Genomic DNA, 19137 nt, shown 5'->3' on the forward strand with positions numbered 1-19137 from the left:
CAGCTCATCACGGAGGTCCACATGAACATGAAATCGCCGTCGCAGCACATGAATTGGGGTGCCTTGGCTCCCGCCTACGTCATCTTGGGCGGTGCTTCCTTGGTGATGCTTGCCGGGGCGCAGGAGATCCACCAGAACAACGGCCATCCTTTCATGGTGGTTCTGGCCCTGCTCGCGAGCGTAGCCCTGGTCGGATTGCTGGCACTACTGACCTGGATGAACTGGCGGGCCGCGCGCTTCCGTGCCTCACGCTGGGGACTGTATGACCAGACCGGCCAGAAGGGCGGCTTCTTCAAAGGTTTCCTGTTAGGGCTGCTGGGTGTCTTCGGGGTCCACGTGGCCCTGTTCTTCGCTGCGTTCACGCCAGCAGCACCGGACGCGGTGCAGGCCATCGCCTCCATCGCGCTGCTGCCGTTTGCCGTCCTCTACACCGTTGTGCCCTTGGTGACTGGATATCTCACACGGTTCGTGCGGGCCACGCGCATTTGAGTGCAGAAGAGCAAGTTAGTTACTTCAAGCCCCCCGAATGGGGGCTTTTTTGTTTCACGATGACTCCAGCTCGGCAATTCGCTGGACTACGCCAAGGCTCGATACAGCAGGTTTATCAATTACTTAGGCGAGTTCAACATATGCCGGTGCTTTCCGAAACTTGACCCGGCTTCCCCTCGCGTGGCTCCCATGCAGCTCTTGGAATCCGGGCTTTCCGAGGAGTCATCATGGCAAAAATCAAGCTCACCAAGTCCGCAGTCGATGCGGCACAACCCCAGGCCAAGGCCGTCGAACTGCGGGACACCGTGGTGCCGGGCTTCCTTTGCAAGATCACCCCGGCGGGCCGCAAGGTGTTCATGCTCCAGTACCGCACGAACGCCGGTGAGCGCCGCAAGCCCGCCCTAGGCCAGTACGGGGAACTGACCGTCGATCAGGCGCGCACGATGGCGCAGGAGTGGTTGGCTGAGGTACGCAAGGGCGGCGACCCCAGCGCGGCCAAGAACGCTGCCCGCAAGGCGCCGACCATGAAGGAGTTTTGCCACACCTTCATGGAGGACTATTCCAAGCAGCGCAACAAGGCCAGCACGCAGCGCGGCTATCAGGGCGTCATCGACCGTTGCATCATCCCGATCATGGGGCGGATGAAAGTGCAGGACGTGAAGCGCCCGGATGTGGCCGCTCTGATGAAGAAGCTGGCCTACAAGCAGGCCGAGGCAAACCGCACCTTCGGCGTGTTGCGCAAGATGTTCAACTTGGCCGAAGTGTGGGGACTACGCCCGGACGGCACGAATCCATGCCGCCACGTCCCGATGTACCCACCCGGCAAGGAAACCCGGCTTATCGTGGACGATGAACTGGTGCGGATCTTTCGCCAGTTGGAGAAGCTGGAGGCGGAAGGACTGGAAAACTACGTCATCCCGCTGGCAATCCGCCTGCAATTCGAGTTCGCCGCCCGCCGCTCCGAAATCTGCCCGCTCGAATGGGCGTGGGTTGATCTGGAGAAGCGCCGCGTGGTGTGGCCCGATAGCAAGACCGGCGGCATATCCAAGCCCATGAGTGAAGAAGCCTATCGGTTGCTATCCACCGCACCGCGCCGGGATGGCTGCCCCTACGTCCTGCCATCGCCAAACGATCCGACTCGGCACCTGACCCACGGTGAGCACTATGGCGGCTGGAAGCGCGTGCTCAAGGTCGCTGGCGTGCCGCATGTCGGCACGCATGGCATCCGCCACCGAGCGACGACCGACATTGCCAACTCAGGCGTACCAACCAAGGTGGGCATGAAGCTCACAGGCCACAAGACCGTGGCGATGTTTATGCACTATGTTCATACCGAAGACAAGCCGGTGCGGGATGCGGCCGAACTGGTGGCGAACCGGCGATTGGCGATTACCGGCACGCGGAACACGGCGGAGGTACGGGTATGACCAGACGCAGAGCCTCCATTGCAGCACCCACAGCGCCGACGGTGCTGCTGGGCGATATTCGGACATTGATCGACGCCGCGCGCAAGCGCGCCGCTTCGGCGGTGAATAGCGAACTGTCGATGCTCTACTGGCGCATCGGCCAGCGCATCCATACGCAGGTCTTGGAAGGTCGGCGGGCCGACTACGGCGAGGAAGTCGTGCTGACCTTGGCAGCGCAACTGGTAAAGGAGTATGGCACCAGTTTCTCGGTCAAAAATCTGCGCCGGATGGTGCAGTTCGCCGCCGCTTACCCGGACGAGCGAATTGTCGTATCGCTGATACGACAATTGAGCTGGACGCACTTCATAGCCCTGATTCCGCTGAAAGACCCGCTCCAGCGGGACTACTACGCGCAGATGGCGAGCGCCGAACGCTGGAGCGTGCGGACGCTGCGCGAGCGCATCGACTCGATGCTGTACGAGCGCACGGCGCTGTCCCAAAAGCCGGAGGAAACCATCGCACAGGAGCTGGCGGCCCTGCGCGAGGCACAGCGCATGACGCCGGCACTGGTCATGCGCGACCCGTACATCCTCGACTTCCTGGGATTGCGCGATACCTGGCAGGAAGGCGACTTGGAAGCCGCGATCATCCGCGAAATGGAAGCCTTCCTGCTGGAACTGGGCGCGGGCTTTTCCTTTGTCGCCCGGCAGAAGCGCATCCCGGTTGACGACGATGATTTTCACCTTGACCTGCTTTTCTACAACCGCAAACTGCGTCGCCTGGTGGCCGTCGAATTGAAGATAGGCGAGTTCAAGGCGGCGTACAAAGGGCAGATGGAGCTTTACTTGCGCTGGCTGGACAAGCACGAGAGGGAGCCGGAAGAAGCCTCGCCGCTGGGGATCATCCTTTGCACCGGCAAGAAGCGCGAGCAGATCGAGTTGCTGGAACTGGATAAGTCGGGCATCCACGTTGCCGAGTACCTGACCAGCTTGCCGCCACGCGCGGTACTGGGCGAGAAGTTGCAGCAGGCGACCGAGCGGGCGCGGTTGCAGATCGAGCAGCGCAAGCAGGACACAGAGTAGGCCAAGCAGCAACCATGCGTCCCGGCGTGCTGCCGTCGGGTTCGCGGGCTGCACCCCGCGCTTCGTGCCGTAGTGCGGCCATCCGGCTTTGACCCCTGACGCCTTCGACCCTGGCGGGCCTGCGCGCTCCGCTTGCAAAAAGGCGAGTGTGTGCATTGGGCGGGTGTAGGCGGTCTTGCTGTCCCTTTCACCGTACCACGGCGTTCTCGCCGTCAAGGGCTTCGGGCCGATGGCCCTTGCGTCCTGGCGGCCGTCTTTCGACCCCTGACTGCTTGCGCTGCGCCGTGCTTCCACGGTTCCGGGCAATTCCGCCCGAGCAACCGGAGCACGATCATGTCGCAACTGTCCTTTTCATCGTTCGATTCCCCGCTGATGGTGCGTGACGCACAGGGCCGCTACCTGCTAGCGACTGCAGAGCAGATTCTGGAGGCCGCGCGCCACGCCATCGAGCGCAAGATGCAGCGCGGTACTTCGTTCACTTCACCGGCGGCGGTCAAGGAGTATCTGTGCGCCAAGCTGGCCGGCTTCGAGCATGAAGTGTTCGCGGTGCTGTTCATGGACACGCAGCATCGGCTGATCGAATACGCTGAAATGTTCCGAGGCACCATCGACGGCGCATCGGTGTATCCGCGCGAGCTGGCCAAGGAGGCGCTGCGGCTCAACGCGGCGGCGGTCATTGTTTCGCACAACCACCCGAGCGGTAGTCCCGAGCCGAGCGGTGCCGACAGGACACTGACCCAGAGGCTGAAGGAGGCATTAGGCCTGGTGGACGTGCGCGTTCTGGATCACATCATCGTCGCAGGCACCGACGCCACATCGTTTGCCGAGCGCGGGCTGATCTGACAAAAGGGGCTTCGGCCCCTTTTTTTGCTCACCCGCATGATGTGGCGATGGGAGTTGGCATGGCCTTTAGAGGCTGGACTGTGCTCAATTCCCCTTTGCCAAAGCGCCACGCGCAGTCGGCAGCGCAGCCGCCCCAACAATCCAGCAGCCCTACTCCTGAAGCGACCGAACCCGCGCTATCTCAGCGGCTCAGGTGCATGGTGCGAGAACACCAGCACCGGGCGAACCTGATCATGCCCGCCAGCCAGCGCGGCCTCCACGCGCTGGCGACACTCATCCGCCGCGTGCGTGTTCATCTCGGTATCCGGGCCGAGCTGGGCATGGATCATGACTTCCCAGGAGCGACCGATGCGTACGGTGCGAATGTCCAGCGCAACCAGGGGCACAGCTTTCAAGGCCTGCCGGATCGTGGCCTCGATCGGCTCCGTCTTGCTGGGTGGCGGTGCCATGTACAGCAGTTCGGCCAAGGCCCCCTTACCCAGCGACCAGGGAATACCGACGGTCATGGCGACCAGGGCAAGCGACAGAATCGGATCGACATAACGTGCAGCTTGTGTGTAGCCGTAAGCCTGCAACAGGTATGCAATCACGAAGGCCAGCAACGCACCGAACGCGGTCAGTGCGTCGATGACACGCGCAGCCAGGTCGCCTTGGACCAGTGGGCTTTGCAGATGACGGTAGCGCAACCAAACATAGACTGCCATACCAATAGTGACGGCCGCAGACACGAAGGCATAGAGCAGCGCGACCCCGAAGCGAATGTCGGTTCCGCCCGTGAGAAGGCTGGATACGGCGTACCAAATCGAGAGCATCGAGACACCGGCGATCAGCAGGCTCTTGATGAGGTTGACCAGAGGTTCCAGCGGCGCGTAGCCAAATGGAAAGCGTCGACTGGCGCCGAGTCGCAACAGCCGGCCGACCCGGTACGTGAAGATGCCGGTGATGAGGTACACGAGGTTGAAGAAGCCATCAAGCAAGATGGCCTGTGAACCCGTGAACGGCACTGCGATCAGGGCGAGCAGGGACACCACCGCGCCGGTGTAGATCGGTAGGCGCAGCACCTTGAGTTCAATGTCCACTGGGGTCATCGCCTGCGCCCCTGGTTCAATGTCCACGCGCTTCATTGGTCCGCGTCCTCTTTGGACACCTGAGTGCTCTTCTCAGACCTTGGAATCATGTCCAGAAGCATACGACCGATACGTTTGCGCAAGCTCGCGGGCAGCGCTTTGTTGGAGAACGATTGGTGAACCCACAGGCCGTCGGCCGCCAGGCGCACCACCCACAGCGCAGCGACGACATCCTCTTGTGCCGGGGTAGCGGGAATCCAGCGCGACAGCACCGCCGACCAAGGCGCGGCCAGGGCAGTCTGGGTAGCGCCCTCCAGCATGAGCTGCAGTTCGACTCGGGTGGATTTGCCTTGGGCGCAAGCCTGCACATAGGCCGCGAAGCGCTCTTCCGCGCTGGCCTCATGAGCCGGTTTGCCCGCGACTTTTTCCAGCAGTGCCTCCCACTGGTTCGCCAGGTGTTCGTGAATGCCCAAAAGCAAGGCATCGCGGGATGGGAAGTGGTAGAGCATACCGCCGCGCGTCAGCCCGGCCTCGGCGGCCACCGACTCGAAGGTAATCCCGGTGACGCCATCGCGATGCACCACACGGATGGCGGCGTCGAGGATCTTGCTGCGATTGCTGGGGCGCATGAGCACCGCTCCTTCAATGGGTGGCCGTGGCAGTGCCCGGCCCGTGGTGCCGTAGCAACCAGGCAGTCACCAGCGCACCCAAAGCCTGCACGCCTGCGATGACCCACAACACCACCAGATAGCCTCGATCGAAGGCGGATGATGCGGACTCGACCAGCGCGGTATTCACAGGCTCGCTGGCTTGAGCGATCTCCAGCGCCTGGGCAATCCCTGCACGTGCGGCATCGGGGACGTCAGGCGGCAAGCTCACGCCCATCGAGTAAAGCGCCCCCAGCAGGCTTCCCAACAGGGCCACGGCGATGAGACTGCCGAATTCGTATGAGACTTCCTCGACCGACGATGCCATGCCCGCTTGGGCCGGAGGCACGTTGCCGACGATGGCGCTGGAGGCCACTGCCATCACAGCGCCAAGGCCTGCGCCATTGAGAACCATCCCGGCTACCAGCCACCCCAGGCCCAGGTGAAGGCCGGCTGTGGTGGCGAGTGCGCCAATGGCACCCGCCGCCAGTCCGCCGGCGATGAGAACCCGCAATCCCAGCCGGTGAAGGAAAGCCCCGCCCAGCAAGGCCGTAGGCAGCGATCCTATCGCCACTGCCGAGACCAGCAAACCGGCCTGCAGCGGCGTGAAGCCAGCGACCAGTTGGAAGCGTTGGGTGGTCACCAGCTGCATGCCGCCGATGGTGAACATCGCGAACGCGGCAGCCAGCACACCCGCGCTGAAAGCAGGCTTGCGGAAGATCTTGAAATCAAGCAGCGGCGAGCGCAGACGCGCCTGCCGCCGGACAAATAGCCAACCGCCTGCGGCGGCGACTGCCAGCGCAGCGCCTGCCAACGGCCACGAGGGTCCGGCGTGCGCGACTTCCTTGATGGCGACGACGAGGCCGGACAGGGTCAACAGAGCCAGGATCGAGGACCACAGATCCCAGGGTTTGTCGCTCTCTACCGTTCCTTTGGGCGCGAACGCCAGGGTGCCGATGAAGGCCAGCACGACCACCGGCACGTTGAGCAGGAACACCGAACCCCACCAGAAATGCGACAGCAGCAGGCCTCCGATGATCGGGCCGAGCGCAGCGCCCACTACCGACAGACTGCCCCATACGGCGATGGCGATATTGCGTTCGCGCTCGTTGTCGAAGGTGATGCGGATCAGCGCCAGGGTTGCCGGCATCATGGCCGCCGCACCCACCGCAAGGAATGCCCGTGCGGCGATCAGCAGCGAAGCAGTCGGTGAAAACGCTGCGGCCAGGGATGCAACGCCAAAAATCACCAGGCCGAACAGGAACATGCGCCGATGGCCGATGCGGTCGCCAAGCGTGCCCGTGCCTAGCAGCAGGCCTGCCATAACCAGCGGATAGGCGTTAATGATCCATAGCCCTTGCGTGGCGCTGGCGTGCAGCTCGTGGGTCAGCGTTGGCAGCGCCGTGTAAAGCACCGAGTTGTCCAAGGTCACCAGGAGAAGGCCGGCGGCGACGGTTACCAGCAGGGACCAGCGCTGGGATTTGGAGGGAATCATAGGCAAGCAGGCTCCTGGGCTGGTTACAAGCGGCCGCGAACTGATGCGGCAGGGCTCCCGCAGGTGCATTGGCGGAGAGTATAGGAATTATAACTATACAGGATGACTTGTATAGTTATTGTGAAAAACAAGAATTCAAACTACCGCTTCATTAGCGTCTCTGGCCATTAAGCATGGCCGGTCGCGCTGTCGTGCTGCGCATCGAACCCCCTTCGGGGTTTCGCCCCTGACGGGCTTCCATCGTTCCCTCGCTCCGCTCGGCTGACGCCTTCGGCCCGGCTTCCAGCTTCGGGCCTGCGCGCTTCGCTTGCGTGCGGTTCGGCACATCGAGGCGGCCGTTGCCATGTCCAGCCGTCTCCCCTGACTTCATCACCTTCTCCGCGACCGTAGCCCGCTCCCGTGTGCCGTCAAGGCGCGCAGGGCCGTGTCCTCGGCTGCGCCTGCGGGCCGCACCAACCCTGCGCTTGTCTCCTTGACGGCCCCCGTCCGCGCGCTCCTTTGGCCGCGGGCGATGAACTCAGGAAAGACGGTGGCAACAGGGCCAACCGGGTTCCTCGTGCCAACCGCACAGAACAGCCGAAAGGCTGGGCTCCGAATCTAGGAATCCGGTGTGCGGCTTGAACAGCAAACCCTTTTTGTCAGGAGAAAGACCATGCAACTCGCATCCCGTTTCGCTTCCCGTTCCCCCTCGCTGCGCAGCGACTACCCGCTGACCGATGACCAGATTCACCGGGTAGCGCCGTCCATCTTCGCGGACGCGCCGCATGAAAGCCGTTCGCAGCGGTACGCCTATATCCCCACCGCCGCCGTGCTGGCCGAGCTTCGCAAAGAAGGGTTCCAGCCCTTCATGGTGACGCAAACCCGCGTGCGCGATGAAGGCAAGCGCGAGCATACGAAACACATGCTGCGCCTGCGCCACGCCAGCCAGATCAACGGCGCGGAGGCCAATGAAATCGTGTTGTTGAACTCGCACGATGGCACGAGCAGCTATCAAATGCTCGCAGGCATGTTCCGGTTCGTGTGCAGCAATGGGCTGGTGTGTGGCGACACCGTGGCCGATGTGCGCGTACCCCACAAGGGCGACGTTTCCGGGCATGTCATCGAAGGCGCTTACGAAGTCTTGCGCGGCTTCGACCGGGTGAAGGATTCCCGCGATGCCATGCGCGCGATCACGCTGGACGAAGGCGAGGCCGAAGTATTCGCCCGCGCCGCGCTGGCCCTCAAGTACGACCCCACCGACAACAAGCCCGCGCCCATCACCGAATCGCAAATCCTGATGCCGCGCCGGTTCGACGACCGCCGCCCGGACTTGTGGAGCGTGTTCAACCGCACGCAAGAAAACCTGACCAAAGGCGGATTGCATGGCCGCAGCGCCAACGGACGCCGCCAGCAGACCCGCCCCGTGCAGGGCATTGATTCCGATGTGCGCCTCAATCGCGCCCTCTGGATGCTGGCCGATGGCCTGCGCCAGTTGAAAGCCTGATTCCCCACGCGGCAGGGCAGGCAGCAGCCCTTGCCGCATCCCTCGCTGCTGCATCCCTGAACCGTTAGGAGTTATCACCATGAACGCCGTCACCTACACCGAAGCCCGCGCCGTCAATGCCGCCGCCGCTGTCCCGCTGGAAGCCGCCGACCCGACCAAGAACCTGATACTGGTTCCGCTGTCGCGGCTGGTGTTGCGCCCCACGGGCCGCAACGTGCGCAAGACCCCGCGCATGTCCATCCCCGAACTGGCCGCATCCATCCAGCGCGTGGGCCTGCTGCAAAACCTGATCGTGATTGCCGCCGCCGATGGCGAGCATTACGAAGTCGTGGCCGGTGGCCGTCGCCTCGCAGCCCTCAAGCTGCTGGCGAAGAAGCACCGCATCAGCAAGGAATGGGAGGTGCCTTGCCTGCTGGTGGCCGATGGTACGGCCCGAACCGCGAGCCTCACCGAGAACGTGCAGCGCGAAGCGATGCACCCGGCAGACCAGTTCGAGGCGTTTGCCGCGCTGGTGGCCGAAGGCCGACCCATCGAGGACATTGCAGCGGATTTTTCCGTCACGCCGCTGGTGGTGCAACGCCGCCTGAAACTCGCCAATGTCTCGCCGCGCCTGATGGCCGACTATCGGGCCGATGCCGTGAACCTTGACCAGTTGATGGCCCTTGCCATCACCGACGACCACGCCGCGCAGGAAACCGCCTTCTACGACGCGCCGACGTGGCAGCGCCAGCCGTCCGCGCTGCGCGACCGCCTCACCGAGCGCGAGATTGACGCCTACCGGCATCCGCTGGTGCGCTTCGTCGGGCTGGACACCTACGAAGCCGCAGGCGGTGGCGTGCGCCGTGACCTGTTCGCCGAAGGTGACGCGGGCGTGTATCTGACCGATGCCGCGCTGCTGGAACGGCTGGCACAAGACCGGCTGGCGGGCATCGCCGCCGAGGTGAAGGCCGAAGGCTGGGCGTGGGTGGATGCCACGCCCGCCGTGACCCATGCTGACCTGCACGCTTTCCAGCGTGCGCCGAGGGAACGGCGCGAACCGACCAAGCGCGAAGCGCAGCGCATCGAGAAGCTGCAATCCAAGATGCAGGAACTGGCCGCAGCCGTGGATGACGCGCTGGACGCCGACGACGAGGAAAAGGCCGACGCCTTGCAGGAAGAAGGCGAAGCCGTGGGCGAGCAATTGCAGGCGCTGGAAGATGGCTTGCAGGACTACAGCCCGACCGTGAAGGCCGCAGCCGGTGCCATCGTCACCATCGACCGCAACGGGCAGGCCGTGATTCATCGCGGGCTGATGCGCGAGGCCGAAGCCAAGGCGCTGCGCACGCTGGAAAGGCTGCGGCAGGGTTTCGGCGGCACGGAAGCCGAGAACGACGATGAAGGCGAGGACGGAGACAGCGACGCGCAGCCCAAGACTGCAGCCATGTCCGACAAGCTGGCGCAGCGGTTGAGCGCCCACCGCACCGTCGCGCTGCAAGTCGAAGTCGCCCGGCATCCGCAAGTGGCGCTGGCCGCACTGGTGCATGGCATGGTGCAGACCGTCCTGCAGGGAAGCCACTACGGCCACGACCTGCCGCTGGGCGTGCGCCTGACCGTGAAAGACCGGCTGGAAGGCTTGGCCCCGGACATACCGGATTCGCCCGCTGCTGTGGCGCTGCGCGAGTTGCAGCAGGTGGCAGGCGAAGCCTTGCCGGAGGACAGTGCCGAACTGTTCGCCGTGCTGCTGGCGAAGTCGCAAGATGAACTGGTGCGGCTGCTGGCGGTATGCGTGGCCGTCACGGTGGACGTGGTGACACCCCGCGCCACGCAGCAGCAACCGGGCGCGGAACTGGCGCAGGCCGTGGGGCTGGACATGGCCGCATGGTGGAAGCCCACCAATGAGGGTTATTTCCGGCATGTGCCGAAGGCCGCGATTCTGGAAGCCATAGAGCAGTACGCCCCGGCGCACGTCACCCGGCTGGCGAAGTTGAAGAAGGCCGACATTGCCAGCGAAGCCGAGCGGCTGGCGGACGGCACCGGCTGGATGCTCGCCATCTTCGCCGCCGAAGCCCCGGAGCAGCAGGCGGCGCAGGACGTGGCGACGGATGCGGAACCCGACACCACGGACACCGCCGCCATGACCGATGAACCGGCCGAGGCATTGGCTGCGTGACCCTGTCCCGATAAGCGCCCCGGTTCCGACCGGGGCGCTTCACGTCGAGGATGCCGACCATGACCCACACCCATACGAGCCGCCCACGCATGGGCGCAACCTATGCCCCCGGCACGGTACGCGCCCGCCGCTGGCATGGCGATGGCGACGTGCGCGGCTACCGTCCGCCTCACGGCTGGACGGCCCGCGCCGACCTGACAGACATTCACCCCATCACAGGCCGCGCCTTGCCGTGTGCCGTGTGGTGGATTGTCGAGACGAAGGAGTAACCCGATCAGCACCGCGCCCAGGCCGTGCCGTCCTGGGCGCGGTAAAATGCAAATCCGGGCGCGGCGGTGGCCGCGCCCAGTGTTCAAAGCCTGCCGCTACTTCGCTCCACCCGCAGCCGGAGTGCGTGGAAGGCCCGCGCCAACGGCATGGTCTATGACATAGAGCCAACGACCATCCGGCTGCATACGCACCAGTTCGGCAGAACTTCCCGATGCGACCACAGCGCCATCGTCGGCGGTCAGCTCCCAGTCCGCGCGAAGCAGGGCCAGATCGCCATGAAGGATGCAGAAATTGTTGTGCGAAGCCATCCGGCCCGGCACTTGGAGAAGTTGCGTCAACGCACCCTCAATAGCTTCAAGGCCCGTCAGATTCGTGTTGCCCCCATTGGTGCGCAATACGGCCCCCGGCTCGTACAGTGCGAGCAGATTGCCTACGTTGCGGCTGTTGAATGCGTTGGCGAACGTGGCGTTCATGCGCTCGGGCGATGTGACGTCGAATGTCATGATGGCGTTTCCATTGATGTCGAAGCGGGCGATGATGGATGGAGTGGATTGAACTCACCAAACGGAAAGAACAGAACGGAACACGCCCAATGAGCGAACACACACTGGAGCCGCCCACGCCGCGCCGGCCATCGGAATGTCCGGTGGAGGACTTGCTGGCCTTTCTCGGTCATCGCTGGAATGCCCTTGTGCTATGGCATCTGCAAGAGGGCAAGAGGCGGCACAGCGAACTTGCGGCCGCTCTTCCCGGCGTATCGCCCAAGGTGTTGTCCGAACGCTTGCAGGGGTTGGAAGGCCGGGGCTTGCTTGAGCGTTGCACCATGCCGGTGTTCCCAAGAGAAGTGGCCTATGGCCTGACGCACTCGGGGAAGGCGTTGCTGCATATTCTCGATCAGTTGGAGATTTGGTCTTGTCAGTTCGATCAAGGCGCGGTCGCTGGCAGCGGCTGGCCACCGGCAGAACCAGCACTTCCCTGACGCGCAGGGAAGCCTTCGCATCTCGCTGATGGGCGTGTCGGCGCGGTGCGCCGTCGGGCTTTGCGGGCTGCGCCCCGTGCCGACTTCGCCGTCACGGCCATTCGGCTTCAATCCCTCACGCCTTCGCGCCTATGGCGCTGCGCGCTCCGCTTGCGTGGAAGGCAGCGCCCCGCCGCAAAGGGCGGGACTTGTGCGGGCCTACGCCCCGGCTTGCTGCGGCAGGTTGTGCAAAAGCGTGCCGTCCTCGACGCTGGCGGTTCGTCGCCTGTACGTCATGAAGGACGGTTCACCGACACACCGCCCGGCCTTGCAATGGAGCTTCCACACCACGCCTCACGCAAAGGGCCGCAAGCAGCGAGAGGGGCGCTTTCACCTTGTCGCTTGGCATTGTCCTTGCCCGTGTCAGGGCGCAGGCAGGTGAAGCCGTCACGCGGGGATGCCGAGTCGGCCATGTCTCTATTCGGGAGCGGGCGGCCAGTACGTCCTTGTGTTGTTTTGAATCCTGGCGGTGGCTGGGCTTCATGGCCGCAACCTTCCAGCGAAAACAATTTCCCCTGCGCTGTGCGCATTCCTCGCGGGACAAATTCTTTTCGCTTCCAGGCTCTCCACGGTGTTGCGACCGCTGCGCGGTGCGGCCAGCCCATCCCCCACCGGACGGATCACAACAAGGACGCACTGGCGCGACCTTGTTCAACCCGAAAGGAGAAATCACCATGGCTAACATCGGCACCTTCACCGCAGAGAAAGACGGCTTCACCGGCACGCTTCGCACCCTGACCCTCAACGTCAAGGTCAAGCTCGTTCCCAACGACAAGGGCGAGAACGAAAGCGCCCCGGACTTCCGCCTGCAAGCTGCCGGCCACGACTTCGGCGCGGCGTGGAAGAAAACCAGCGAGGCTGGGCGGGATTACCTGTCGGTGGCCATCGACGATCCTTCATTCCCGGCGACGGTCTATGCCCGCCTGATCGAAGGCGAGAACGGCACGCACGACCTGATCTGGTCGCGCAGCAAGCCCAAGGCGGCCTGACGACCGCCCACCGCGTCCCGCCCTTTGCGGCGGGGCGCGGTGCTGCTGATCTCAGCACCGCACGCACAGGGTTTCGCCGGTTGCTTTATGCCCCGCATGTCCTGGGGCTTGCATCGCATCGGCGATGGTCGGATGGCTCGAAGCCCGTGGCGGCAGGAACAATATGGCGTGTCGGCGCATTGCGCCGCCGGGCTTTCGGGCTGCGCCCCATGCCGCCAATGGCGTCATGTCCATTCGGCTTCAATCCCTCACGCCTTCGCGCCTGGCGGCGCTGCGCGCTCCGCTTGCGGGCATTCAGACGCGCTAGGGCGCGTCGCGCTCTTTCAGCACGGCCTCGAACTCCTGGCGCACCCGCGCCAGCAGCTCGTCGGCCTTGTGCGTGTCGTCGCCGGCATAGGCCAGCGTCAGCAACGTCAGCGGATGCACTTCCATGACCTCGCACAGCTCGGTCAGCTTGTGCAGGGTCGGGTTTTTCAGGTCGCGCTCCAGCGTACTCATATAGGTGCGGCTGGACACGTCGGAGAACGCTTCCTGGCTCAAGCCTCGCGCCTTCCTGACTGTCCGTATTGCCGTCGCCAATGAGTGTTTCGCTGCCACCAACCTGGTTCCCCCATAAAAACCAAGATGACAGCCCATTGCGCCCTATAGGGCTACAATCTATAGTGTTCATTCATGGCTGAAAGGCCGCTTTCGTGCTTTTACGGAAATCCGCCTCTACGGTTTCCGACAGAACCGGGGAATCGCATCCGTGTCTTTCCGGCTTCCGACAATTCCGCCTCGGCGCTTCTGTTCTTCTACGGATGCGATGGTTTGCGCATTCGTGCTTCCACACGGATGCACGGATGCGTTTCGGCGGTTCTGCGCTTCGGCACCAAAGCGCATCCGCGCATCCTCGGTTTCGTGAGGAGGCTGCCCATGACCCTGCCGCTTGTCACCGCTGATGAACGCGCGCGGCTGCTGACCCACGGCCAGGCGCTAGCCGCTGTTCAGCGATTCGATCCACTGCCGGTGGTACGTCTGTTCACCCCGGACGCGCACGCGACCTGGCTGCTGGTGTCTCTCGACCCTGCGGATACCGATACGGCCTACGGCCTGATCGACCTCGGTATCGGGATGCCTGCGCTCGGGACGGTCAAGCTATCCGACCTGGCCGGCATCGTGGGGCCGCGCGGATTACCAGTGCGACGGGATCGGTATTTCCTAGCGGTGCGTCCGCTGTCGGAGTATGTCCGGCTGTCGCAGGAGGATGGTTCGATCAGTGACTGATGAACCCCAGCGCGGACCGGCCAGCCGGGGAGCATTGTGACTATTTCAGTCATTGCCAAGACCGTGCAGGTCTTAATCCGTATTGATGCACTGAAGCGGTGCCAGCCTGATGCAAACAGTCATGATCTTTTGCGTGGGCTCCGGCACGGTATCTGATGCGGCGCACCATTTTTGGGGTTGCGCAGCCGTCGCATTCAGACGATTTCCGCAACACGCCGGAGCCAAACGGTCTTGACACCCAAAACTACAGCTTAGCCCTTCTTGATGACGACCTGATGGCAATTCGATAGCTATCGTGCGGCGGAATCCGTGGCGACGAACCCCAAGCACAGGGAGGTCTCGCCATGACTGATCGCAGCGCCGAACACTGGTATCCCACAGCGGCCTATCTCTACGTTCTGCACCTTGATGGCCCCGCGCTGGCCTGGGAATACCTGCGCAGGAATCCCGACTATCGCCGCGACTGGCTGCGCCGCCACCGACGGCGGGACGCGCCGCAGACTTGGGGCCTGCGCCTGCTGGAAGACCCAGCCCTGGATGCGCGCGACGCGCATCCGATCTGGTTCCCCGATCACGATGCCGTGGTGCAGCTCTACCCGGATGCCGACCCACCACCTGCGGCCCATGCCTTCGAGTTCTGGCGCGTACCGGGCCGCAAGCAACTGATCCACGACGGCAAGCGCCTGGTGCTGGTGTCACACTGGCCCGGCTGCTGCCTGCGGCTCGCGCTCGGGCCGGGTCTGGAAGACGGCATGGCCTACCTCTATGCCACCCGCGCCTGCGCCAAGCCCTGCGCGCGCTATCGCACGCTCACGGCCGAGCTGGACGCTCTGGCCGCAGCCACGGTTGGCGTGCCTGCGGCGGCGGCCCGTTCCCGGCCCACGCCGGCCGCGGTGCTGGAACTGCACACCTTGCAGGCGCTCGATGCGACCCAGGCGGGCGCGTCCTTGCGCGAAATCGCCGAAGGGTTGTTCGGCGTGGATGCGGTCGCCGCCGACTGGCACAAGGACAGCGCCTTGCGTGCCCGCGTGCGGCGGCTGGTACGTCGTGGCGAGGCGCTGATGCGCGGCGGCTATCGCCGCCTGGCACAGCTTCCGCCGCCGTTGCAGTAGGGGGGACGTTTCGCGTCCCCCGCAGATCGTCCCTTAGCAAGCAGCCTCGCTTTCTTGAAAGTGCCTCTATCCGGCCGCGTGGTGTGGCCGGGCTTGATGGAGGTACATCCCATGCGACCCGCTCCCTTGCGGCCTGCCGCCGCTGCTGCCGCTGCGCCTGCGCAGCCCCAACGCTACCTGACCAACGACGAAGCCGCCGAATACCTGCGCCTGTCGCCACGCACGCTGGAGAAACAGCGCGTGATCGGCGGCGGGCCGAAGTTCCGCAAGTTCGGCCGCCGCGTCATGTACGCCGTGTCCGACCTCGATGCCTGGGCCGACCAGCGCAGCTACGAGGCGACTTCCGACCCGGAATATGCCGAGCGGCATGCGGGCGACTACCGTGATGGCCGCTGATTTCTGGCTCGCCGGTGGCCATCGCCATGTCCAGCCCATCGCTGCCCCTGCGGCAGCGACCAGTGCAGCAGCGCGAACAGCTCGACCTGTTCCGCGCGCTGCCGGGCGACATGGCGCCGCGCGACAGCCAGGACTTGATGGCCTTTCCGTTCTTCTCGCTGGCGAAGTCGCGCCGCACGGCGCCGATCGACTTCCGCGCCGGTGGCATCACCATCCGAGTGGAGGGTACGCAGGAGCACGGCATTGCCACAATCTGGGATGCCGACATCCTGATCTGGGCCGCCTCGCAGATCGTGGAAGCCCGCGATGCGGGCATTCCGACCTCGCGGCTGATGCAGGTGCGCCCCTACGAGATCCTGCGTTTCATCGGGCGCGGCACGTCGCTGCGCGACTACCAGCGCCTGAAAGCGGCCCTGGATCGCCTGCAATCGACAACGGTGGCCACGTCCATCCGCGAGACGACCGGACGGCGCCTGCATCGCTTTTCGTGGGTGAACGAATGGCGCGAGCTGGCCGATGCCAGCGGCACGCCGCTGGGCATCGAACTGATCCTGCCGGACTGGTTCTACGCGGGCGTGGTGGACGCCGCCCTGGTACTGACCATCGACCCGACGTACTTCCGGCTCACGGGCGGCATCGAACGCTGGCTGTACCGGCTGGTGCGCAAGCATGGCGGCCGGCAGGAGCACGGCTGGCAATTCGATTTCCAGCACCTGTACCGCAAGTCCGGCAGCGTGGCGCGCTTCTACGACTTCGCCGCCGACTTGCGCACCCTGGTGGCGCGGCAGTCGTTGCCCGGCTACGTCCTGGGCATCGAGCGCATGCCCGGCGAGAAAACCGAACTGCTGACCTTTCGGCCCGTGCCGCCCACGGCACGGGGATAAGTCTGGGAAAACCTGTTAATTCACTCGTGCTATCAGGCAACAGGAGGCTCGTGCTATCAGGCAACAAATCCTCGTGCTATCAGGCAACAAAATCGGCCGCAAAGCCGCGCCAGCATTGGGTTTTCGCGCCCCTTAACTTCCCTAACAGTAAATACATAACTTTTAGTAGAAGCGCGCCGTTTCGGTGGACAACCACCCAACGGCACCACACGCAGAAGCGAAAGACCGGCTTTCCAACACGGAGGGCCGCGCCATGATCCTCGCTCTGCTCAACCAGAAAGGCGGTGTCGGCAAGACCACGCTCGCCACGCACATCGCGGGCGAACTGGCGCTGCGCGGCCAGCATGTCGTCCTGCTCGATGCCGACCCGCAGGGTTCCTCGCTGGACTGGACGCAGCGCAGAAGCCAGCAAGGCTTGCCACGGCTGTTCAGCGCCGTGGGCCTGGCCCGTGAAACGCTGCATCAGGAAGCGCCAGAACTCGCCAGGCGGGCCGATCACGTCGTTATTGATGGGCCACCCAGGATCGCCGCCTTGGCGCGCTCCGCGCTGCTGGCGGCCGAGCGTGTGCTGATCCCGGTGCAGCCCAGCCCCTATGACGTGTGGGCCAGCGCAGAGATGGTGGCGCTCATCCGCGAGGCGCAGGTGTTCCGGCCGCTGCTCCGCGCAGCCTTCGTCATCAACCGGCGCGTCAGCACCACCATCATCGGCCGTGAGGCGCGGCAATCGCTGGCAGAACAGCCGCTGCCTGCGCTGCGCTCGGAAGTGCATCAGCGCATCGTGTTCGCCGACAGCGTGGCCGCTGGCCGGCTCGCACGCGAGACAGCACCTAACAGCGCCGCCGCCCGCGAAATCACGGCCCTGGTGGACGAACTGCTGCGGTGGACGCCATGACAGCGCAGCAGCCACCCAACCGCAAACGCATGGGCAAGCGCGTCGGCATCGGCGCACGTCCGCCCGCGAATCCGCACGCCGAGGCGTGGATTCGCCAGGGCGACGCCGATGCGCTGGGCAAAGGCGACCTCTACACCGCGCGCCTGACCCTCGACATTACGCCCGCGCTGCGGGCGCGCATCAAGGTGTCGGCCTTCACGCGAGGCGTGACTGTGGCCGACCTGCTGCGCGGCCTGCTGGAGCGGGAGTTTCCCGAGAACCACAGGGAGAACACACCATGACTGCATCCGCTTCGCCTGCCGCTGGCGCGGCCACGGCTACGCCACAGCCATCATTTATCGTGCCTTCCGGCCAACCCGCCAGCGCGCCGCTGACGCGCGTGGCGCTGGCCTACATCGAGGCCCGTTTCAAGCTCTACCTGCGCTTCGGTGAACCGGCACGCACGCTGCGCCTGGACGACTGGCGGCGCTGCGCGGTGTTCCTGCCGGGCGCGATGCTCTGCCGCATCCGCTGGCAGGCCAACGACTACGGCACGATCCGCTGGCAGCTCATGGTGATGCAGGCTTGCACGCCACTGGACGCGGCGCAGCGCATCCCCGGCGTGCAGCCGGGCGCGCGCCTGTTGCTGCACACCGAAGGCGACGCCAACGTGCGCGCCGTGCTGGAACGCATCGACGGCATCGAGGCGCAGGGCATCGCCGTCATCGACGTGTCGCCCGCGTACTGGCGCACGCTGGGCAACCGTCTTGCAGCGCGTTCGCCGCTGCCCGAATACACCGCCGAGCGGCACGCTGCTTGGCTGGCCGGGAAGGTGCTGCCATGACCGCCCCGACCACCACACCCAACGCGCCCGACGTGGCGCCGCGTCCTCGCTCGCGCCTGCGCGCTCGCATCGTCGTGGTGACACTGGCCGCCCTCGGCTTCGCTGCGCTGGCCTGGGCGGCTTTCGTGTCGCCGCTGCCGCGCCTGACCTACAACCCGTCCGACAGCGTGGCGGTCGGCTGGTATCGCATCGAGCCGTTCGACCCGTGCACCGCCTCGCTGCCACGTCCGTTGTCCGTGGACAGCATCGTGCTGGTGCCGCTGCCGACCAGGGCCGCCATGCTGGCAGCACAGCGCGGCTATCTGCCGACCCGCGTGCCGCTGCTCAAACGTGTGGGCGCGGTCGCGCCGCAACACGTCTGCATCGTCGCCGGTCAGGTACGCATCGACGGCGTGCCGGTCGCCGCCGTGCTGCCTGCCGACCGGCTGGGCCGGGCGCTGCCGTCCTTGCAGCTTTGCCGCCGCCTTGAACCGGGCGAACTGTTCTTGTTGAGCGTGACGAATCCGGCATCGTTCGACAGCCGCTACTTCGGCCCGGTCAGCGCATCCGCCGTGATCGGCGTTGCGCGCCCGATCTGGCTGGAGACACGCCCATGATGGCCGCCGACTCGCTGCACGTGGCCGTGCATCTTCTCGTGCCATCGGGCGTGTCGATCCCGTGGCTTTCCGCATGTCGTCGCGCATGCAGTGCGAGCGCATCCGCGCCGCACTTCGCGCTGTCGCCGGCGCAGCCGGCCAACGTGCAGGCGTCTTGCCTCGAACGCGCCCGGCCTGCGGCCATCGCCGCGTTCGCCGGCGCGCTGGCTGCTCACGCAGCAGCACCGCCG

General features: G+C 64.9%; 22 protein-coding genes. 17 read left to right on the forward strand and 5 right to left on the reverse strand.

What is annotated here, in order from left to right; all coding sequences use genetic code 11:
* Nucleotides 1–21 precede the first annotated feature (21 nt).
* The 4 genes from ACVOMF_RS00285 (at nt 22) to ACVOMF_RS00300 (ending at nt 3820) form a co-directional block, all read left to right on the forward strand.
* The gene (locus ACVOMF_RS00285; protein WP_481507570.1) at nt 22–489 is read left to right on the forward strand and encodes an ABC transporter permease; all 468 of its coding nucleotides are present in this window, start codon (nt 22–24) and stop codon (nt 487–489) included.
* 227 nt (nt 490–716) lie between these two features.
* A complete protein-coding gene (locus ACVOMF_RS00290) occupies nt 717–1916 on the forward strand; it encodes a tyrosine-type recombinase/integrase (RefSeq protein ID WP_023093922.1) in 1200 nt (399 codons plus the stop codon).
* 41 nt (nt 1917–1957) lie between these two features.
* Nucleotides 1958–2977, forward strand: coding sequence for a PDDEXK nuclease domain-containing protein (locus ACVOMF_RS00295; RefSeq protein WP_481507571.1), 1020 nt, complete (start codon nt 1958–1960; stop codon nt 2975–2977).
* A 333-nt stretch (nt 2978–3310) separates the two neighbouring features.
* Nucleotides 3311–3820, forward strand: coding sequence for a JAB domain-containing protein (locus ACVOMF_RS00300; RefSeq protein WP_023093924.1), 510 nt, complete (start codon nt 3311–3313; stop codon nt 3818–3820).
* 176 nt (nt 3821–3996) lie between these two features.
* Here the strand turns inward: ACVOMF_RS00300 and ACVOMF_RS00305 are convergent, their stop codons facing one another.
* From ACVOMF_RS00305 to ACVOMF_RS00315, 3 genes are read right to left on the reverse strand one after another with little or no spacing between them, the layout of a single operon-like run.
* Nucleotides 3997–4944 (reverse strand): cation diffusion facilitator family transporter, encoded by a 948-nt coding sequence (locus tag ACVOMF_RS00305; RefSeq protein ID WP_023093925.1) that lies wholly within the window; start codon nt 4942–4944, stop codon nt 3997–3999.
* A complete protein-coding gene (locus tag ACVOMF_RS00310; RefSeq protein ID WP_023093926.1) occupies nt 4941–5516 on the reverse strand; it encodes a TetR/AcrR family transcriptional regulator in 576 nt (191 codons plus the stop codon). The genes ACVOMF_RS00305 and ACVOMF_RS00310 overlap by 4 nt, the downstream gene beginning before the upstream one ends.
* A 13-nt stretch (nt 5517–5529) precedes the next feature.
* Entirely contained in the window at nt 5530–7029 is a 1500-nt protein-coding gene (locus tag ACVOMF_RS00315; protein WP_023093927.1) for an MFS transporter, read from the reverse strand.
* Nucleotides 7030–7681: 652 nt separating this feature from the next.
* On the opposite strand from ACVOMF_RS00315, the gene ACVOMF_RS00320 reads away from it, so the two are divergent.
* From ACVOMF_RS00320 to ACVOMF_RS00330, 3 genes are all read left to right on the forward strand, one after another.
* Entirely contained in the window at nt 7682–8512 is an 831-nt protein-coding gene (locus tag ACVOMF_RS00320) for a DUF932 domain-containing protein (protein ID WP_023093928.1), read from the forward strand.
* 79 nt (nt 8513–8591) lie between these two features.
* Nucleotides 8592–10661 (forward strand): ParB/RepB/Spo0J family partition protein, encoded by a 2070-nt coding sequence (locus ACVOMF_RS00325; protein WP_023093929.1) that lies wholly within the window; start codon nt 8592–8594, stop codon nt 10659–10661.
* A 59-nt stretch (nt 10662–10720) separates the two neighbouring features.
* The gene (locus tag ACVOMF_RS00330; protein WP_023093930.1) at nt 10721–10930 is read left to right on the forward strand and encodes a hypothetical protein; all 210 of its coding nucleotides are present in this window, start codon (nt 10721–10723) and stop codon (nt 10928–10930) included.
* Between the two features lie 96 nt (nt 10931–11026).
* On the opposite strand, the gene ACVOMF_RS00335 is transcribed toward ACVOMF_RS00330, so the two are convergent.
* The gene (locus ACVOMF_RS00335; RefSeq protein ID WP_023093931.1) at nt 11027–11434 is read right to left on the reverse strand and encodes a YybH family protein; all 408 of its coding nucleotides are present in this window, start codon (nt 11432–11434) and stop codon (nt 11027–11029) included.
* Nucleotides 11435–11472: 38 nt separating this feature from the next.
* Here ACVOMF_RS00335 and ACVOMF_RS00340 point away from each other — a divergent pair, with 38 nt between their 5' ends.
* Entirely contained in the window at nt 11473–11910 is a 438-nt protein-coding gene (locus tag ACVOMF_RS00340) for a winged helix-turn-helix transcriptional regulator (RefSeq protein ID WP_204326338.1), read from the forward strand.
* A gap of 713 nt (nt 11911–12623) precedes the next feature.
* Entirely contained in the window at nt 12624–12938 is a 315-nt protein-coding gene (locus ACVOMF_RS00345; protein WP_023093932.1) for a DUF736 domain-containing protein, read from the forward strand.
* Nucleotides 12939–13241: 303 nt separating this feature from the next.
* Here the strand turns inward: ACVOMF_RS00345 and ACVOMF_RS00350 are convergent, their stop codons facing one another.
* Nucleotides 13242–13574: a helix-turn-helix domain-containing protein gene (locus ACVOMF_RS00350; RefSeq protein WP_220276632.1), complete on the reverse strand. Its 333-nt coding sequence runs from the start codon at nt 13572–13574 to the stop codon at nt 13242–13244.
* Between the two features lie 36 nt (nt 13575–13610).
* Here ACVOMF_RS00350 and ACVOMF_RS00355 point away from each other — a divergent pair, with 36 nt between their 5' ends.
* The 8 genes from ACVOMF_RS00355 (at nt 13611) to ACVOMF_RS00390 (ending at nt 18907) form a co-directional block, all read left to right on the forward strand.
* Nucleotides 13611–14204, forward strand: a complete 594-nt coding sequence (locus ACVOMF_RS00355) for a DUF2958 domain-containing protein (protein WP_441084493.1) — start codon at nt 13611–13613, stop codon at nt 14202–14204.
* A gap of 344 nt (nt 14205–14548) precedes the next feature.
* Nucleotides 14549–15316 carry a DUF2285 domain-containing protein gene (locus ACVOMF_RS00360; RefSeq protein WP_023093935.1) on the forward strand — a complete coding sequence of 256 codons (768 nt, stop codon included), beginning with the start codon at nt 14549–14551 and terminating at the stop codon, nt 15314–15316.
* A 111-nt stretch (nt 15317–15427) separates the two neighbouring features.
* On the forward strand, nt 15428–15712 hold the full coding sequence (locus ACVOMF_RS00365; protein WP_023093936.1) for a helix-turn-helix domain-containing protein: 285 nt from the start codon (nt 15428–15430) through the stop codon (nt 15710–15712).
* A 14-nt stretch (nt 15713–15726) separates the two neighbouring features.
* On the forward strand, nt 15727–16596 hold the full coding sequence (locus tag ACVOMF_RS00370) for a replication initiator protein A (protein WP_425529046.1): 870 nt from the start codon (nt 15727–15729) through the stop codon (nt 16594–16596).
* 253 nt (nt 16597–16849) lie between these two features.
* Nucleotides 16850–17488: a ParA family partition ATPase gene (gene parA, locus ACVOMF_RS00375; RefSeq protein WP_023093938.1), complete on the forward strand. Its 639-nt coding sequence runs from the start codon at nt 16850–16852 to the stop codon at nt 17486–17488.
* A complete protein-coding gene (locus ACVOMF_RS00380) occupies nt 17485–17769 on the forward strand; it encodes a hypothetical protein (protein ID WP_023093939.1) in 285 nt (94 codons plus the stop codon). The genes parA and ACVOMF_RS00380 overlap by 4 nt, the downstream gene beginning before the upstream one ends.
* Complete coding sequence (locus ACVOMF_RS00385) at nt 17766–18311, forward strand: DUF2840 domain-containing protein (protein WP_023093940.1); 546 nt, start codon at nt 17766–17768, stop codon at nt 18309–18311. The genes ACVOMF_RS00380 and ACVOMF_RS00385 overlap by 4 nt, the downstream gene beginning before the upstream one ends.
* Entirely contained in the window at nt 18308–18907 is a 600-nt protein-coding gene (locus tag ACVOMF_RS00390) for a S26 family signal peptidase (protein ID WP_023093941.1), read from the forward strand. The genes ACVOMF_RS00385 and ACVOMF_RS00390 overlap by 4 nt, the downstream gene beginning before the upstream one ends.
* The last annotated feature ends 230 nt before the right edge of the window (nt 18908–19137 follow it).

Source organism: Stenotrophomonas sp. STEN022 (genome assembly GCF_056760155.1).

Coding starts and splice junctions, on each gene's coding strand:
- ACVOMF_RS00285 (WP_481507570.1), top strand. CDS start 22: ATGAACATGAAATCGCCGTCGCAGCACATGAATTGGGGTGCCTTGGCT.
- ACVOMF_RS00290 (WP_023093922.1), top strand. CDS start 717: ATGGCAAAAATCAAGCTCACCAAGTCCGCAGTCGATGCGGCACAACCC.
- ACVOMF_RS00300 (WP_023093924.1), top strand. CDS start 3,311: ATGTCGCAACTGTCCTTTTCATCGTTCGATTCCCCGCTGATGGTGCGT.
- ACVOMF_RS00305 (WP_023093925.1), bottom strand. CDS start 4,944: ATGAAGCGCGTGGACATTGAACCAGGGGCGCAGGCGATGACCCCAGTG.
- ACVOMF_RS00310 (WP_023093926.1), bottom strand. CDS start 5,516: ATGCGCCCCAGCAATCGCAGCAAGATCCTCGACGCCGCCATCCGTGTG.
- ACVOMF_RS00315 (WP_023093927.1), bottom strand. CDS start 7,029: ATGATTCCCTCCAAATCCCAGCGCTGGTCCCTGCTGGTAACCGTCGCC.
- ACVOMF_RS00320 (WP_023093928.1), top strand. CDS start 7,682: ATGCAACTCGCATCCCGTTTCGCTTCCCGTTCCCCCTCGCTGCGCAGC.
- ACVOMF_RS00325 (WP_023093929.1), top strand. CDS start 8,592: ATGAACGCCGTCACCTACACCGAAGCCCGCGCCGTCAATGCCGCCGCC.
- ACVOMF_RS00330 (WP_023093930.1), top strand. CDS start 10,721: ATGACCCACACCCATACGAGCCGCCCACGCATGGGCGCAACCTATGCC.
- ACVOMF_RS00335 (WP_023093931.1), bottom strand. CDS start 11,434: ATGACATTCGACGTCACATCGCCCGAGCGCATGAACGCCACGTTCGCC.
- ACVOMF_RS00340 (WP_204326338.1), top strand. CDS start 11,473: ATGGAGTGGATTGAACTCACCAAACGGAAAGAACAGAACGGAACACGC.
- ACVOMF_RS00345 (WP_023093932.1), top strand. CDS start 12,624: ATGGCTAACATCGGCACCTTCACCGCAGAGAAAGACGGCTTCACCGGC.
- ACVOMF_RS00350 (WP_220276632.1), bottom strand. CDS start 13,574: ATGGGCTGTCATCTTGGTTTTTATGGGGGAACCAGGTTGGTGGCAGCG.
- ACVOMF_RS00355 (WP_441084493.1), top strand. CDS start 13,611: ATGGCTGAAAGGCCGCTTTCGTGCTTTTACGGAAATCCGCCTCTACGG.
- ACVOMF_RS00360 (WP_023093935.1), top strand. CDS start 14,549: ATGACTGATCGCAGCGCCGAACACTGGTATCCCACAGCGGCCTATCTC.
- ACVOMF_RS00365 (WP_023093936.1), top strand. CDS start 15,428: ATGCGACCCGCTCCCTTGCGGCCTGCCGCCGCTGCTGCCGCTGCGCCT.
- parA (WP_023093938.1), top strand. CDS start 16,850: ATGATCCTCGCTCTGCTCAACCAGAAAGGCGGTGTCGGCAAGACCACG.
- ACVOMF_RS00380 (WP_023093939.1), top strand. CDS start 17,485: ATGACAGCGCAGCAGCCACCCAACCGCAAACGCATGGGCAAGCGCGTC.
- ACVOMF_RS00385 (WP_023093940.1), top strand. CDS start 17,766: ATGACTGCATCCGCTTCGCCTGCCGCTGGCGCGGCCACGGCTACGCCA.
- ACVOMF_RS00390 (WP_023093941.1), top strand. CDS start 18,308: ATGACCGCCCCGACCACCACACCCAACGCGCCCGACGTGGCGCCGCGT.